Genomic DNA, 16,185 nt, shown 5'->3' on the forward strand with positions numbered 1-16,185 from the left:
GTTTTGGATAAGCAAAGGAGAGCTTTAAGCATAACCCCTGCGATTATTTTTAGCTATATTTAGCGCATTATAATTGCCCGCTTATGCAATAGGATAAACATGACCTCTTTACAGCACATAATTAATCGCCGCGATTGGGAAAACCCAATTTCAGTACAAGTTAATCAAGTAAAAGCGCACAGCCCACTCAATGGTTTTAAAAGCGTTGAACATGCCCGTACTAACACACAATCGCAAAAGCAAAGTTTAAACGGTCACTGGGATTTTAAATTATTTGATAAACCCGAAGCGGTCGATGAGTCGTTGCTAAGTAAAACACTAAACAGCGACTGGCAAAGCATTACTGTGCCTTCTAACTGGCAATTACACGGTTTTGATAAACCTATTTACTGTAATGTTAAATACCCGTTTGCAGTTAACCCGCCTTTTGTACCAAGCGATAACCCTACAGGCTGTTACCGCACTGAATTTACGATTACGGCGGATCAATTAGCTCAGCGTAATCATATTATTTTTGAAGGCGTTAACTCGGCGTTTCACCTTTGGTGTAATGGGCAATGGGTGGGTTATTCACAAGATAGCCGCTTGCCAAGCGAGTTTGATTTAAGCGAACTGTTAATTGCAGGCACCAACCGTATTGCCATTATGGTTATTCGCTGGAGCGATGGCAGTTACTTAGAAGATCAGGACATGTGGTGGCTAAGCGGTATTTTTCGCGATGTTAACTTACTTACAAAACCGCAAAACCAAATACGTGATGTGTTTATAACCCCCGATTTAGACGCTTGCTACCGTGATGCAACGCTACATATAAAAACCGCGATTAATGCGCCAAATAACTATCAAGTAGCAGTGCAAGTTTTTGATGGGGAACAGGCGCTATGTGAGCCACAGATTCAAAGCACTAACAATAAACGTGTTGATGAAAAAGGTGGCTGGAGCGATGTTGTATTTCAAACAATTGATATACAAAGCCCTAACAAATGGACCGCCGAAACCCCTTACTTATACAGCTGTGTTGTAAGCCTGTTAGATGAGCAAGGCAACACTGTAGATGTAGAAGCCTACAACATTGGCTTTAGAAAAGTAGAAATGCTTAACGGGCAGCTTTGTCTAAACGGCAAGCCGCTACTTATTCGCGGCGTTAACCGCCACGAGCACCACCCAGAAAACGGTCATGCAGTTACTACCGCCGATATGATTGAAGATATTAAGCTGATGAAGCAAAATAACTTTAACGCCGTGCGTACTGCTCACTACCCTAACCATCCACGCTTTTACGAGTTATGTGACGAACTAGGTTTATACGTAGTGGACGAAGCCAATATAGAAACCCACGGCATGTTTCCTATGGGGCGTTTAGCGAGCGATCCGCAGTGGGCCGGTGCATTTATGTCGCGCTATACGCAAATGGTTGAGCGCGACAAAAACCACGCCTCAATTATTATTTGGTCACTAGGAAACGAATGCGGACACGGTGCAAATCACGATGCTATGTATGGCTGGTCAAAAAGCTTTGACCCTTCTCGCCCAGTGCAATACGAAGGTGGCGGCGCAAATACAACGGCTACCGATATTATTTGCCCTATGTACGCCCGTGTAGATACCGATATTAAAGACGATGCGGTACCTAAGTTTTCAATTAAAAAATGGTTAAGCCTACCAGGTGAAACTCGCCCGCTTATTTTATGCGAATACGCCCATGCAATGGGTAACAGCCTAGGTAGCTTTGACGATTACTGGCAAGTATTTAGAGAATACCCGCGTTTGCAAGGCGGCTTTATTTGGGATTGGGTAGACCAAGGTTTATCTAAAACTGACGAAAACGGTGAGCATTACTGGGCTTACGGTGGCGACTTTGGTGATGAACTAAATGACCGACAGTTTTGTATAAACGGGTTATTGTTCCCAGACCGAACACCACACCCTAGCCTGTTTGAAGCTAAATACAGCCAACAGCATTTACAATTTACATTGCGTGAGCAAAATCAAAACCAATACACCATTGAGGTATTTAGCGATTACGTATTTAGGCACACCGATAACGAAAAGCTCGTTTGGCAATTAATGCAAAATGGCGTGTGTGTTGAGCAAGGCGAGCAAGTACTTAATATAGCGCCGCAAAGTACGCACACGTTAACGATTAAAACTAAAACAGCGTTTGAGCAAGGTGCGCAATATTACCTTAATTTAGATGTAGCGCTAATTAACGACTCACACTTTGCAAACGCTCAACATATTATGGATACCGAGCAGTTTAAGCTAATGAACAGTAATAATTTAAACGATAAATCATTTACACCAGCCTCTAAGCAAAGCGCTATAAATATTAGCGAAACCGATTCTCACCTAAGTATTGAAAACGATAAGTTTAAACTTGTTTTTAGCAAGCAATCAGGGCTTATAGAGCAGTGGTTACAAAACGATACTCAGGTTATTAGTAGCCCACTGGTTGATAACTTTTATCGTGCGCCACTTGATAACGACATTGGTGTAAGCGAAGTAGATAACCTAGATCCTAATGCGTGGGAGGCTCGTTGGTTGCGTGCAGGTATAGGGCAATGGCAGCGCACATGTAGCTCAATTCACGCAGTGCAATCAAGTGTTGATGTACGTATTACTTGTGTATTTAATTACGAGTTTAACGGCGTGCTACAGGCTCAAACACAGTGGCTATATACACTAAATAATACCGGTAATATTAGCCTAAATATTAACGTGCACTTAAACGATATCCTGCCGCCAATGCCGCGTATAGGGCTAAGTACAACGCTTAATAAGCAAAGCGATACAAAAATAAACTGGCTAGGTTTAGGGCCTTTCGAAAACTACCCAGATCGCAAAGCCGCAGCACGTTTAGGTTATTACAGCTTGAGCTTAAATGAGCTACATACACCGTATATATTCCCAACTGATAATGGTCTGCGTAGCGATTGCCAATTACTGAGTATTAATAACTTAACCGTGACTGGCGCGTTTTTGTTTGCAGCTAGCGAGTATTCTCAAAGCATGTTAACTCAGGCGAAACACACTAACGAACTAATTGCTGATGATTGCGTACATGTACATATTGATCATCAACATATGGGGGTTGGTGGCGATGATTCATGGAGCCCAAGTACACATAAAGAATATTTACTCGAACAAAAACAGTACAGCTATTCTTTAACATTATCTGCTAAATAATTTAAACAAAAATAGCGGCCAAATTGGCCGCTGTTTTTTAAATTTATAAACGTTATTTATTAGCTAGTTTTTTAGCTAATACGTTATCAAGCGAAAAACTTCCCGCTCCTTGAATGGCAAGTGCAGCCATTACAACAAGTAACGTTAACGCATATTCGTAGCCATTGTTTGCCATAAACAAACCATTACTAATATGCACGCTAAAAATAGCAATTAGCATAGTAAAGCCAGCAACAACCGCTGCTGGGCGTGTTAATAAACCAATAACCAAGGCAATACCACCAAAAAACTCTGCACTACCGGCCATCATTGCTAACCAGTAACCTGGCTCTAAACCAATACTCGCCATCCATTGACCTGTACCTTCAAGGCCATAACCGCCAAACCAAGCAAATAATTTTTGTGCACCATGCGCCGCTAAAATAAGGCCAACTGGTACTCGTAAAATTAATGCTGCTACGCCTGCTTTTGAGCTAAGTAATGTGTTTAGTAATTTCATGAGTTTTAGTCCTGTTTAAATTTATTTAATCGTTAGGTTTTTCCTAACCGTTGAGCACAGTTTACTATCATCATTAAAAACATTAATACGAAATTTATTGGTTAATTAGCAACGCAGTATTTATAATAATCCATAAAAAAACCGCCAACCCAAAGGTTGACGGTTTTTTATTAACGTATTACTTAGTATATTTAAGCAACCGCTTGCTCTAAAATTTCGCGGCTTTCTTTTAGCGTAATAGCTTGGTTTTCGCCAAGAGCAACCATGCCGTGAGTTTCAAGTTTACCAATAATATTGTCAATAGCAGCGGCTTTGTAATCGCCATGTTCAGTAAGAACAGTTGCTACGTCAAGGCTGTGGTAAAACGCTTCAATTGCTTCAATTGTTTTCTCAGCTAAGTCGTCAGATTGCTCAAGACCAAATACGTTTTTACCCATTTGCTCAAGCTTTGCTTTTTTAACTGCAAATTGGTTGCGTAGTAAAGAAGGCTGAACAATAGCAAGTGAACGAGCATGATCAACACCGTAAGCAGCTGTAAGTTCGTGGCCAATCATGTGTGTTGCCCAATCTTGCGATACACCAGAACCAATTAAACCATTAAGTGCTTGGTTAGCTGCCCACATAAGGTTTGCACGCCATGCATCGTCTTGGTTTTCAAAGTTATCGCCCAGTGTTTTAAGCGTTCTTAATAGTGCCTCTGCGTAACCTTCTTGAACCAATGCTGTTTCAGGGAATGTTAGGTACTGCTCACAGGTATGAACCCATGCATCTACTAATCCATTCACAAGTTGGCGCTGTGGTAATGTTTTCATTACATCAGGGTCCATAATCGCAAATTTAGGAAGTACTTCTGGTGATGCAAACGGTAGTTTTTGCTTCGTTGCTTCTTTGCTCACAACTGAGTTTTGGTTAGACTCTGAACCCGTTGCTGGCAATGTTAATATTGCGCCAATTGGTAATGCACTAGTAATAGTGTGCTTACCAGTAGGAATATCCCAACCTTCTCCATCATAAACTGCAGATGCTGCAATGTATTTAACGCCGTCGATTACTGAACCGCCGCCTACACCTAGTACAAAGTCGATGCCTTGTTCTTTACAAATTTTTACTGCTTGATCTAACACTTCAATTGTTGGGTTAGCGCCTACACCCGAAAATTCAACCCAGTCAAAGCCTTCAAGTGCTGCTGCAACTTGGTCGTACACGCCGTTCTTTTTAATTGAACCGCCGCCGTACACTACAAGTACTTTTTGATCCTTTGCGATCAAATCAGTTAGTGAGGCAATTTGTTCTTGGCCGAACTGGATAAGTGTTGGGTTTACGTAGCTAAATTTCATTATTTTGCTCCTAGGTGACGGTTAAATACTAAATATAATGCTTAGTTACTCACTAAGCTAAACTTCAATGAGTGCATATTAGTGGCAAAACAAACATAAAAAAAGCCCAATAACTCGCAAAAGCTTGCCTAAAACTGTCAGTATTGATATTTTAAGCAAAATTCGTACGATAGTAGATGCTTTAATGTCCTCAATAGCCAACATGATGCAAAAATTTGCAGAGCACAATAATTTACTTAACTTTGAAGGCAACATGGAAACCATTATTCCAGGTGTGTATTTTCATCGTGCAAGTAAAAGCTCGCCGCGCCAGCCACTTATATATAACTCAGGTATTATTATTGTTGGGCAAGGACATAAGATAATTCATTTTCCTGATCATCAAATAAAGTATGGTGAAGGCGACTACCTTGTTTTAGGTGTGCCTGTGCCACTTGAATGCGAAGCTTTTACCGATAACAACCTACCTGTTATGGGTATTGTTATAGATATAAACCCGGTAATGTTACATAAATTAGTAAACCAAATTGGTACACATAAGCCATTCACCACTGGGCAAATGAGTGGCGTTCAATCGGCTAAAATAGATGGTGCAATGGAGCAAGTAACCCACCGTTTACTTAGCGTACTTAATAACCCCATTGAGGCTGACGTTTTTGGCGAAGATATAGTAAAAGAATTGGTATATCGCGTACTTTGTGGTCCACAAGGACATACTTTAATAGGGCTTGCTATGCATGATGGGCATTATGCGCGTATCGCCCGTACGCTCTCAACTATGCACAGTAGTTATGCCAATCAAATTACAGTTGAAGGATTAGCTGAAGATGTAAACATGAGCGTATCGTCGTTCCATCGTGCTTTTAGGCAAGTAACGTTTGAGTCACCTTTGCAGTATTTAAAAAAAGTACGCTTAGCTAAGGCTAAAGAGCTTATAACCACTAGTGGAAGTAAAGCCAACGAAGCTGCATTAAAGGTTGGCTATACGAGCCCATCGCAATTTAGCCGCGAATTTAAACGCCACTTTAATAAAACACCTAGTGAAATGTTAACTCAACTACATAGCTAAAGATAATGGTCTTAGAGATGTAAATTAACCGAGCGAGTTAATCTTAAGCACTACTTTTTTGGTGTTTAGCAAAGCTTGCTTAGTAAATTGGCGATTAATAAGTTGGCTAAAAATAATAGTAAATAACGTTGAGCAAATGGCAGCTGTTGCGTACACCTGCCAAATCATAAAATTATGTTTTAACATAAACGCAATCACCGCAAAAAATACACACCCACCTAATGAACCAATAATACCGCCATTAAGAATTTTAAACGTTGAGGCTTGTTTGTCACTAAAGTGGGCAACACTGCCCATTACCGCCAAAATAACCGGAAAGGTAGAGATTAACCCGCTCCACGCAGACCCTATATGCTGTGATATAAACGTAACAAGCACGATAAAGCTCGTCACTAATATCATTTTTACCGGAAGCTCCCAGCGGGCATTTAATGGTTTTGCATCAGCTGGTATATTTAGCTTTGTAGAGATAATAGTTAAACCGAGTAAAATACAAAGCGAAACCACACTCGCCACAATAATATTCACTGGTAAAAATAAAGTAATAACGCTAAATACACACCAAATACTTAACGCTGTAAAAAGCGATTTAAGCATTCCAAACCTTCGTGATACAACCAAGTAACTAAAACAAAACAAGCCTATACCGCTCATACCATAAAGAGAAGCCACCGCAGAGTTAGCTGCAAATAATTTACCTTGCTCTAATGCTATAAAATAAGAAATAGGCCCAGAGGTAATAGGCAAGCCAGGAATTATGCCGCTAACAAAACTACCAAAGCGTTTTTGGGCGAATGTTATTAGTAAAATAAGCAAAGGTGCAATTATGAGTTTAAGCAGCATAAATAACAATAAAGTATGAGAGTTGAAATTAAGTCTACGTGTCTATACCTACATTGTAGAGTGAATAAAAATCATGCATGTAGTGTAATTTTTTTCACCTGTAAATATTAAGTAATTTATCAAAACACTGATTAATAGTTATAAGAAAACCACTTATTAAAGTGGTTTTTTAGCTTAACTTAAACAACAGCATTTATACTTTTTTAAATAAAACCTCTGGGTTTACCATGGTTTTCATTTCAAGCACATTGCCATTTGGATCTTCAATAAAAAACGTTTCTTGCTCAAACTCATCACCAATAAAACGGCGGTATGGTTTATCTAGGTATTCAATACCCGCATCTTCAATACGTTTTTTTAATCCATTAAATTCATCTTCAGATAAGTGAATCCCAAAGTGAGGTACTGCTACAGCTCCCATATCAACATCATGGCGAACTGTTGGTAAGCGCTCAACACTTTGGTGCAAGGTAAGTTCATTACCCCAAAAGTCTATATCTACCCAGCGACCTTCTTCACTGTTACCGGTTTTACAGCCTAGTACGTCACAATAAAACGCTTTAGCCACTTTTAAATCGCCAGCCGGAATAGCCAGATGCAAACAGTTAGACATAAATAACCCTTGGTTAACACTTTAATACATTAAATTATCGCCATTATACATAATTTGTGATTTATAGAACATTAACAGCAACGCTATTAAGCATATTTAATACCTAAAAGTCGTTTAAAAAACATGCTTTTTAAATGTGTAATTACTTATAACATTTATTTGTTAGAGAGTATTAGAAAGCGCAAAAGGATTAGTTTAAAATGCGCCGCTATGATTAAATTCTTACTTTTAAAATTCATTACTTTCTTTTTAGGCTTTGTAGCTTGCTTTGCTATGCACACTACTTTTGCACTGCCTTTAGTAATTTCTGCTGCGCTAACGGGGCTTATTGGCTCGTTTATTCCCTTTCCTGCGCGTTATAAAAATCATCCTTATGCTGCAATTTATGCTGGTAGCTTTGCCGGTATGTGTTCAACCCATTTAATTACCAGTTACTGGGAAATTGCTATTATTTCGCTTATTGGCTCAAGTTTGTATGTGCTTACTATGAATATGTTTACGGGTTTTGGTGGCAAGCTTGGCAGTGTAGCTTTTGCAAGCGTGGCACTTTTTGTATTAGCTAAAGGAATTGTATTATGAGTATTGAATACCCGTTACTTGTACTGCTTGGTGCCTTTTTAACATTTTACTTGGCTAAACATAGCCGCTTTGATGGGGTTAGAGCGTCGTCTTCACTTTCTATTATTGCTTATTTAATTTTTAGCGCTTTAAATTTAAACCCCGATTTATACGCAATTGTATTTTTTGGCGGCACATTCATAGGTATGAGCGCCCCACATCGATTTGGTATTTATACCGTAGCAAGCTCATCTATTTTGTTTTCAATATTATTTGAGTTCCTTGTACCAAAACTTGACGGTTACGGTGGTGCATTGGGCATTAGTGCATTTTTATCTGTATGTATTTGCCATACTTGTATTTTGTTAGGTGCCCCAAGAAGTAAAAAGCCGCCACCAGTTCAATAAAAAATTATTGAGCTGGTCTAGTTTCTCCCAGCATTCGCTTTAATATAGTAGAGAAATTAGAGTGTAAAATATTCATGTTTTAAGCTGTTCTTTTTCTCTGCAAGTCTGTTAGAATCTTTCGCGAACTTTATTTACCCTAAATAAAGACAATCATATATGGATTTATGAAAATGAAAAAACTAATCGCAGTAGCTGCACTATCTTTACTTCCTTTTTCAAACGCAATGGCTGACCAAGATATTGGTTGTGGTCTTGGTTCTATGTTATTTGCTGGTCAGCAAGGTAAAGGCGTTAAAATTTTAGGCGCTACAACAAACGGTACATCTGGTAACCAAACTTTTGGTATCACTTTTGGTACTCTTGGTTGTGATGGTACTGGTACAGTAACTTCTTCAGAAAAAATCGCTTTATTCATTGACGGTAACATGGAGCAACTTGCTCGTGATATGTCAAAAGGTGAAGGCGAAACTTTAGCTACTCTAGCTGAAGCTTGGGGTGTTGCAGATCAAGATAAAGCAGCGTTCAATAAGCTTGCTCAAGCACAGTTTTCTTCAGTATTTACTTCTGAAAACGTGACTTCACAAACAGTTTTAGAAAACCTAAACACTGTTCTTGCAAGTAACGGACAACTTGCTTCTTATACTCTTTCTTAATCAGCTAAATTAGCCGGTTTTATACGTATAAATAAAGCCGCTGGAGTATTTCTCTAGCGGCTTTTGTAATTTAGTGATTATGAAAAAAATATTATTTGGTTTACTGCTCGCACTTTTTAGTACTTACTCAAACGCTCAAAGTATTGAAACAAATACATTAGCAACACACCCTTACTGGCTTAAATTAGGTCACTACCGCGGGGCCACATTAGGTGATTGGAAAAGTGAAGTAGACAGTGCTGAGTTTTTTTTATCTCCTACAGGTAAAACAAGTCCATATGACGAACTTAAAGCAACTATAGCCACATTTAGTGGTAAAAATACTGACCCAAAAACAACACAATATCGTTGTCAGTTTCCTGCACGTTATAAATGGCTAAAAACAAAAATTAAAAATAACTGGCCCGAACTTAATTGCCCAGAGCTACAGGCGTGGCAAAAAATAATAAACCCTAAAGGGGTTACGTTAGTTTTTCCAACTGCATTTATGAATAGCCCATCATCAATGTTTGGCCACACTTTACTTCGTATTGACGCAAAAGATCAGACTCGCCATAAAGAGTTGCTCGCATTCGCAGTTAATTTTGCAGCAGAACCAGACGGCTCAGATAACGCAGCTATGTATGCACTAAAAGGCTTGATTGGCAGCTACCCAGGTAAGTTTTCACTTATGCCGTACTATAAAAAAGTACGCGAATATAATGACTTAGAATCTCGTGATATTTGGGAATATAAACTTAATTTATCAGAGCCACAGGTAGAGCTCATTTTATTGCACTTGTGGGAACTACAATTAGCTACATTCGATTACTTTTTTATTGATGAAAACTGCTCTTACCAATTACTTGCATTATTACAACTTGCGCAAGAGGACCTTGATTTAACATCGTCATTTAATATGCAAGCTATTCCATCAGATACCGTTGCAGTACTAAGAAATAACAACTTATTACAAACACCTAATTACCGCCCTGCTTTTGGTACTAAGCTAAACCATTACTCTACTCAGATGACTGACGAACAACTTGATGATGCAAGAGAGTTAATGCAAGGTGGCTCTCTCAATACTCGTAATTACTCACAGTCGCAATTAGTCGCTATATTAGAAATGGCGTATGAATGGCTAAATTTTGAATTTTACGATAAAGCATTAAATCGTGAAGAAATTGCCCCGCGACTAACTAAGCTACTCCTAATGCGCAGCAAATATAAAGTAGCCTCGCCATTTACTAAGCCAAGCCGCCCTATTGCTTCTCCAGAGCAAGGTCATGGTTCTTCTAAAGTATCGCTAGGTAGGGTACAAAATAATAACCAAGCAAACCTTACAAATTTTGGTTATAGGCTTGCGTATCATGACTTACTAGATAGGCCTGAAGGTTTTATAGCGGGTGCACAAATTAGTTTTTTTGATTTGGAAGCCGCTATTACTGACGAAGGAAATGCAGATATTGAACATTTTTACTTATTAGATGCTATGTCGCTTGCACCCGATAACCGCGTATTTGATAGCTGGTCGTGGAACTTTAAAATGGGCTTTGACCGACAACCAAGTAACAGTAAACGTTTAGGCCGCTTTTTTACAAAAGGAGGTTATGGTAAATCTTATGGCGATCCTAATAATGTACACGGCTATATTCTTGGTCAATTTGAGCTAAATACAGGCGATATAACCGACCGACTTAGTACAGGAATAGGCAGCGAAGCCGGTGTAATTTGGCAAATAAACAATAACCATAAACTCGCTTTAACTGGCAATATATTATGGCTAACTGATAACGCAGCAAGTAAGCACAGCGAAATAGCTATAACATGGAATTACGCTGTTTCTCGCAATGTATCGCTGCGCAGCAAATTACAGCATGCTCAATGGCATAGCCATAATTCATCAATGAGTTTAGCTATGCAGTTTTACTTTTAACTTATTCAACATTATTTATGTTTAATGCTACTTGTAGGGTAGCCAAATAGCACTCTACATTTAGCTTTTATTCCTGATGCCTTATAAACACCTTTAAGTAAGTGCTCCCACTGATGAAACGTAATAACGACTGGGTTATTGCTATTAAGCTGCCCTATAATGCCGTATTTACAAGGCTTTGATTTATCTTCTTCTACAAAGGTGCCAAATAACTTATCCCAAATAATAAGTACACCTGCAAAATTTTTATCAAGGTAACCTGCATTTATTGCGTGATGAACTCGATGATGCGAAGGCGTATTAAATACTTTTTCAAACCAGCCTAGCTTACCCACGATTTGAGTATGTACAAAAAATTGATACGCCAAATTTAATGCAACCACGCTAAATACTGTTAGCGGTTCAAATCCAATTAAAATCATAGGTAGCCAAAACATCCACATACCGGCTACGGGGTACATTAAGCTTTGCCTAAATGCGGTGGTGAAATTCATTTTAGTTGAGCTATGGTGCACCACATGTGCAGCCCACAACCAATGAATATGATGCGATGCTTTATGAAACCAATAATACAAAAAATCTTGCAGTAAAAATGCAAATGCAATACTTAATATACTCACTTCAATATCAAACAATCTATAGTCATACAACCAATTAAATAAAGGCATTAATAGCAGTAACGCAATAGCATCGGCGCCTTGGTGCAATAGCGCTAACACTGTATTTGCTAGGCTATCTTTTATGTCGTAATAGCGCTTAAACTTAATAAACTCAGAGCAAACAAATATCAAAAATAATGGACTCAGAGCGAGTAAAATAATTTCTGAGTTCATGCTTTACCCACCAAAAAATAATTATTTAAATTGTTTAACGCTTGGGTTATATCTTTTGTAATAACATATTTAAGTAATACATTTGGCATCCACCACGGAGCTGAGCAGCTTATGCAATAGTTAAGTTCGGTAACTAAAGTATTGATGTCTTTATTTGCAATGAGGTATATATCGCCTCGATGATTAGCTACTGGTTTATCGCCTACTATTTGGTAACTGATATGATTTTGATCGGCACTGATTATTTGCTCTGAAAACGTTATTTTACCTATTTTTACTTGCCTAACAGATCCTTTCCCGCCTTCTATTTGCCCTTCGTTTTGTGCTTGTAGCAGCTTAAATTTGGCATTAAAAAATCGATGCAACTGTTGATGATCCAATAGTGTGCTTATTATTTGCTTTGGCTGCGCATTAAGCGTTTGATTTATTGTTATAAGTATCATTTTTACAGCAAGAGGTTATTAGGCATTCAACTAGCATATAAAAATTTAACGTGGCAAACTTGCTAATACACGACTATTTTTTAGCTTTAGATGACAAATGCACACATTAGCTGATCATTACTTTTCAAGTATTCTTGATTACTTACAAGCGCAAGGCATTAATACTAAAACGGCTTTGCACGCTATTAGCTTTGACGAATTTAGTAATCAGCATACCCATCAATTAGCGCCGCGTATTAGTTTAAATAGTTACAATGCTTTATTAGTTTATGGCAAGAAAACACTTAACGACCCTCTTTTTGGTTTTACCTTAGGTCAGCAAATTCGCACTGCTGACTACGGCGTTTTAGGTTACTTAATTGAATCAAGCGATAACTTAAGCAGTGCCATTAAAGCATTGTTAAGCTACGACAGCTTGGTGGCTGATATTGGTAAGGCCAAGTTTGAACTAAATACTGATACAGCAACTATTCGTTGGATTGCTCATCAAAGTTGTAATGAGCATGTAGTTTTACGAAACATGACCGCGTGGGTAAGTGTAATTCGCCAGTTAATAAACTTAACGCTTTCGCCAAGTAGTATTAGTTTCACTTATAATTGGTTGCCATTGCAAAGACGCGCTCTTGAATCATGGTTTAAATGCCCTGTAAAAAGCAGTGCTGAATATAATCAAATTAACTTTCCGAGCCATTATTTAACGCTGCCCTTTAAAACCGATAACGCCATTATTAATTCTACTTTTAAGCAATTGTCAGAGCAGCAACTCTCTAATTTTAAAAGCCAGCAGCGTATTGACGATAAAGTAAATCAGTTACTTACAGCTAAAACCACCTTGCAAAACTGCAACCTAATAGGCATAGCTGATGCACTCAATTTAACACCCCGAACGCTACAACGACGCTTAAAAGAACAAAACTTAACCTTTGCTCAGTTACTTGAAAAAGAACGTAAAAAACGTACAGATACATTAATAGCCAGCATGCCACTTGCTGATTTATCTAATATTTTAGGATTTAAAGATCAAAGCTCTTTTAATCGCGCATTTTTACGCTGGCATAAGTGCTCGCCATTAAAATTTACAAAAAACGCTAAATCAAAGTAAGGTGCTAATGCTGTTTATTTACATTAAATAAACATAAAATGTATACCTTTTAAGCAGCACTCTTTACACTAGCGATAATATTATTTAAAAAGATTTGTTTATGTTAGTGCGTGTTGTATTTAGTGCCTGTGTATTTATGTTTTATAGCGCCATATGTAACGCAGACCCCGTCACATTTATAGCTGAAGACCTTCCTCCTTATCACTTTAAAAATCAGCAAGGTGAAGTAAGCGGCGCTTTAGTCGACATTGCCAAAGCAGTTGTGAAGCAAACAAACTTAACCGCTAATTTTGAAATAATGCCTATGGCCCGCGTTTTTAAGGAGCATCAAACAAGTACCAACGCCATAATGTTGTCTTTGTTAAAAACCCCAGAGCGGATTAATAAATATACGTGGTTAGGCGAAGTGTACTTCGCAGATGCCTATTTAATTAGTTTAAAAAACCATGTAGATGAAGTCGTTCACTTAAATTTTGCTAAAGAGTATAAAGTAGCAACCATTCGAGGCTACCTGAGTGAGGCCTACTTAAAGCAAAAAGGCTTTACCGAAAACAAAAACTTGATACTGGTCAGCTACTATAACCAACTTTGGCAAATGCTTTATAAAAACCGAATCGACTTTGTAGTAACTAATACACTTACACTTGATAACGAGTTAAAAAGCCTAGAACTCGATCCTAGCCTAATAACAAAACGAATTCATTTAAGCGATCTGCCCTCTTCACTTAATTTTGCAGCAAGTAAGCAACTTAATCCTAAAACAGCTAAAGCACTCTCTGACGCATTAAATAATATTAAAGAAAATGGTAAATACCGTGCCATTTTAAACAAGTGGCAACTTTTATTACCAAACACGACTAACTTGCAGCACTAACCATGGTTAAAGCCCGACATCAGTTATTGGCAGTGGTTATTTAGTTATTTGCTAAACGCTGCAAAGCGAACTACAAAATTAATACCCCCCAAAAAACTACACTTTAGCGCCAAAGGCCACGTTAAACATCACTAAGAGAATAGCCAAGCACATAAAAAATACATACCGCAAACACCTCCATAAAAGCCGTTAAAAAACACCTCAACCAAATTGGTATAACAAAAAATCATTTAAAAAATATTTAATTTTACTAATTGGTAAGTTTTAATTGTCAAATTGGTATGCTAGATTGAGATTAAACGATGCCTGTACCGCACAATTTTTACTTCATCACACAGAGACAATAATGATAAAAAATACATCCACATTTAAACTTACGGCTTTAGCCGTTATCACCCCTTTACTTTTTACCGCTTGTTCAAGTACCCAAAGCACTAATCAGCAAAGCGATGCGCCTGTACCTGCAACAAAGTTTGATTTATCTCACTGGAAAATAAATGTACCAGTTGATTTAAACAACGACGGTAAAATTGATGAAATAGATGTAGAAGAAATTCAGACTTACGCACACCCTGATTTTTTCTATCTTGATGATAAAGGCTACATGGTATTTACCTCCCCTAATAAAGCGCTTACAAGTGCCAATTCTACTAATACCCGTAGTGAACTTAGACAAATGATCCGTGGATCAAATACTAAAATTAAAACTAAACACTCTAAAAACAACTTTGCTTTAGCTGTTCACCCGCTATCTGACCGATTTGGTTCTGTTGGTGGAAAAATGGAAGCAACGTTAAAAGTAGATCACGTTGCACTTCGTGCGACTGATCCTGATAAATAAGCGGCTTACTCGGTTGTTGTAGGGCAAATTCACGCAGGTAAAGATCAGGCACTTATTGATACCAAGCTTGGTTATGGCTGGGGCAATGAACCACTTAAAATATATTACAAAAAATGGCCAGGACATAAAACAGGCTCAGTTTTTTGGAACTACGAACGTAACTTAGCTAAAACAAATCCTGACCGTACAGACATTACTTACCCTGTTTGGGGTAATACATGGGAAAACCCTAACGAGCCAGGCAGCGCCGGTATTGCACTAGGTGAAGAATTTAGCTACATGGTAAATGTGTATAAAAATGTTATGCACCTTACATTTAGCGCACAAGGCAAAGAAGACGTTAACTACTCTATTAATTTAGGTAATAACGTAGATGCTTATGGCAAAGTAGATGAAAAAGACCATCCACATGGTTACGCTGCAGATTGGCATTACTTTAAAGCCGGCGCTTATAACCAATGTAGTACTAAAAGCGCGAAAGGTATTTGGTACCCTGGTTGTTTAGGTACTGGCGATTGGACTAAAGATAAACAAAATGGCGATTACGCTCAAGTAAGCTTTAGTAAACTAGAGTTGAGCCCTGCGACACCGCCAACAAAATAACTAGGCTAGTACAACCTCAGATAAGTAATTTTTTAGTGATGTAAAAAGTGGCGTTGGTAGATTATTAATATCGCACCAGCGCCACTTTAAACATTTATTAGGCTCTTTAAGCTCAGGCTCTCCGCCCTCAAAATCAGCTTTTACATACAACGTAATATAGTGTTTGTTCTCTGCCGTAAAAATATCATTGGTAAAATCAAGCTTAGTAATTTTACTTACCTTTAAACCTGTTTCTTCAAACACTTCACGTATTGCACATTGCTCAACACTTTCACCAAACTCTAAATGTCCACCAGGTGTTGCCCATGTATTAGCACCGTGCGCGCCAATGCGCTCACCTAGTAAAATTGTGTTTTGATGCTTTATAATAACCGCAACCCCTACTCTTACTGCATTACTCATATCG

15 protein-coding genes and 1 pseudogene are annotated in these 16,185 nt (G+C 38.2%); 9 read left to right on the forward strand and 7 right to left on the reverse strand.

Features of this window, described 5'->3' with window-relative positions:
* The first annotated feature begins 99 nt into the window (after positions 1-99).
* Positions 100-3,186: a beta-galactosidase gene (locus tag RB214_RS13425; protein WP_309167477.1), complete on the forward strand. Its 3,087-nt coding sequence runs from the start codon at positions 100-102 to the stop codon at positions 3,184-3,186.
* Positions 3,187-3,238: 52 nt separating this feature from the next.
* Here the strand turns inward: RB214_RS13425 and RB214_RS13430 are convergent, their stop codons facing one another.
* Together RB214_RS13430 and RB214_RS13435 are read right to left on the reverse strand one after the other, a co-directional pair.
* Entirely contained in the window at positions 3,239-3,685 is a 447-nt protein-coding gene (locus RB214_RS13430; protein WP_309167479.1) for a DoxX family protein, read from the reverse strand.
* 191 nt (positions 3,686-3,876) lie between these two features.
* Positions 3,877-5,022: an iron-containing alcohol dehydrogenase gene (locus RB214_RS13435; RefSeq protein ID WP_309167481.1), complete on the reverse strand. Its 1,146-nt coding sequence runs from the start codon at positions 5,020-5,022 to the stop codon at positions 3,877-3,879.
* Between the two features lie 184 nt (positions 5,023-5,206).
* Here RB214_RS13435 and RB214_RS13440 point away from each other — a divergent pair, with 184 nt between their 5' ends.
* Entirely contained in the window at positions 5,207-6,091 is an 885-nt protein-coding gene (locus tag RB214_RS13440) for an AraC family transcriptional regulator (protein WP_076925329.1), read from the forward strand.
* Between the two features lie 24 nt (positions 6,092-6,115).
* Here RB214_RS13440 and RB214_RS13445 read toward each other — a convergent pair whose 3' ends face one another.
* Positions 6,116-6,934: a hypothetical protein gene (locus RB214_RS13445; RefSeq protein ID WP_309167485.1), complete on the reverse strand. Its 819-nt coding sequence runs from the start codon at positions 6,932-6,934 to the stop codon at positions 6,116-6,118.
* Between the two features lie 193 nt (positions 6,935-7,127).
* The gene (locus tag RB214_RS13450; protein WP_002962853.1) at positions 7,128-7,547 is read right to left on the reverse strand and encodes a VOC family protein; all 420 of its coding nucleotides are present in this window, start codon (positions 7,545-7,547) and stop codon (positions 7,128-7,130) included.
* 273 nt (positions 7,548-7,820) lie between these two features.
* On the opposite strand from RB214_RS13450, the gene RB214_RS13455 reads away from it, so the two are divergent.
* From RB214_RS13455 to RB214_RS13470, 4 genes are all read left to right on the forward strand, one after another.
* Positions 7,821-8,126: a hypothetical protein gene (locus RB214_RS13455; protein WP_002962854.1), complete on the forward strand. Its 306-nt coding sequence runs from the start codon at positions 7,821-7,823 to the stop codon at positions 8,124-8,126.
* Positions 8,123-8,512, forward strand: coding sequence for a hypothetical protein (locus tag RB214_RS13460; protein ID WP_007587227.1), 390 nt, complete (start codon positions 8,123-8,125; stop codon positions 8,510-8,512). The genes RB214_RS13455 and RB214_RS13460 overlap by 4 nt, the downstream gene beginning before the upstream one ends.
* Before the next feature lie 170 nt (positions 8,513-8,682).
* A complete protein-coding gene (locus RB214_RS13465; protein ID WP_309167490.1) occupies positions 8,683-9,165 on the forward strand; it encodes a DUF3015 domain-containing protein in 483 nt (160 codons plus the stop codon).
* 79 nt (positions 9,166-9,244) lie between these two features.
* Entirely contained in the window at positions 9,245-11,083 is a 1,839-nt protein-coding gene (locus RB214_RS13470; RefSeq protein WP_309167492.1) for a DUF4105 domain-containing protein, read from the forward strand.
* Between the two features lie 11 nt (positions 11,084-11,094).
* On the opposite strand, the gene RB214_RS13475 is transcribed toward RB214_RS13470, so the two are convergent.
* Entirely contained in the window at positions 11,095-11,916 is an 822-nt protein-coding gene (locus tag RB214_RS13475) for a sterol desaturase family protein (RefSeq protein WP_309167493.1), read from the reverse strand.
* On the reverse strand, positions 11,913-12,359 hold the full coding sequence (locus RB214_RS13480; RefSeq protein ID WP_309167494.1) for an SRPBCC family protein: 447 nt from the start codon (positions 12,357-12,359) through the stop codon (positions 11,913-11,915). The genes RB214_RS13475 and RB214_RS13480 overlap by 4 nt, the downstream gene beginning before the upstream one ends.
* Positions 12,360-12,456: 97 nt before the next feature.
* On the opposite strand from RB214_RS13480, the gene RB214_RS13485 reads away from it, so the two are divergent.
* The 3 genes and pseudogenes from RB214_RS13485 to RB214_RS13495 all read left to right on the forward strand — a co-directional run bounded on the left by RB214_RS13485 (position 12,457) and on the right by RB214_RS13495 (position 15,779).
* Positions 12,457-13,461, forward strand: coding sequence for an AraC family transcriptional regulator ligand-binding domain-containing protein (locus RB214_RS13485; protein WP_309167495.1), 1,005 nt, complete (start codon positions 12,457-12,459; stop codon positions 13,459-13,461).
* 100 nt (positions 13,462-13,561) lie between these two features.
* Positions 13,562-14,335 (forward strand): transporter substrate-binding domain-containing protein, encoded by a 774-nt coding sequence (locus tag RB214_RS13490; protein ID WP_309167497.1) that lies wholly within the window; start codon positions 13,562-13,564, stop codon positions 14,333-14,335.
* Positions 14,336-14,681: 346 nt separating this feature from the next.
* Positions 14,682-15,779: pseudogene (locus RB214_RS13495) on the forward strand (polysaccharide lyase family 7 protein).
* On the opposite strand, the gene RB214_RS13500 reads toward RB214_RS13495, so the two are convergent.
* Positions 15,780-16,181, reverse strand: coding sequence for an NUDIX hydrolase (locus RB214_RS13500; protein WP_309169021.1), 402 nt, complete (start codon positions 16,179-16,181; stop codon positions 15,780-15,782). It lies immediately after the preceding pseudogene.
* Positions 16,182-16,185 lie beyond the last annotated feature (4 nt).

This window comes from Pseudoalteromonas sp. HL-AS1 (assembly GCF_031198785.1).
In the GTDB taxonomy this organism is placed as follows: domain Bacteria; phylum Pseudomonadota; class Gammaproteobacteria; order Enterobacterales; family Alteromonadaceae; genus Pseudoalteromonas; species Pseudoalteromonas distincta.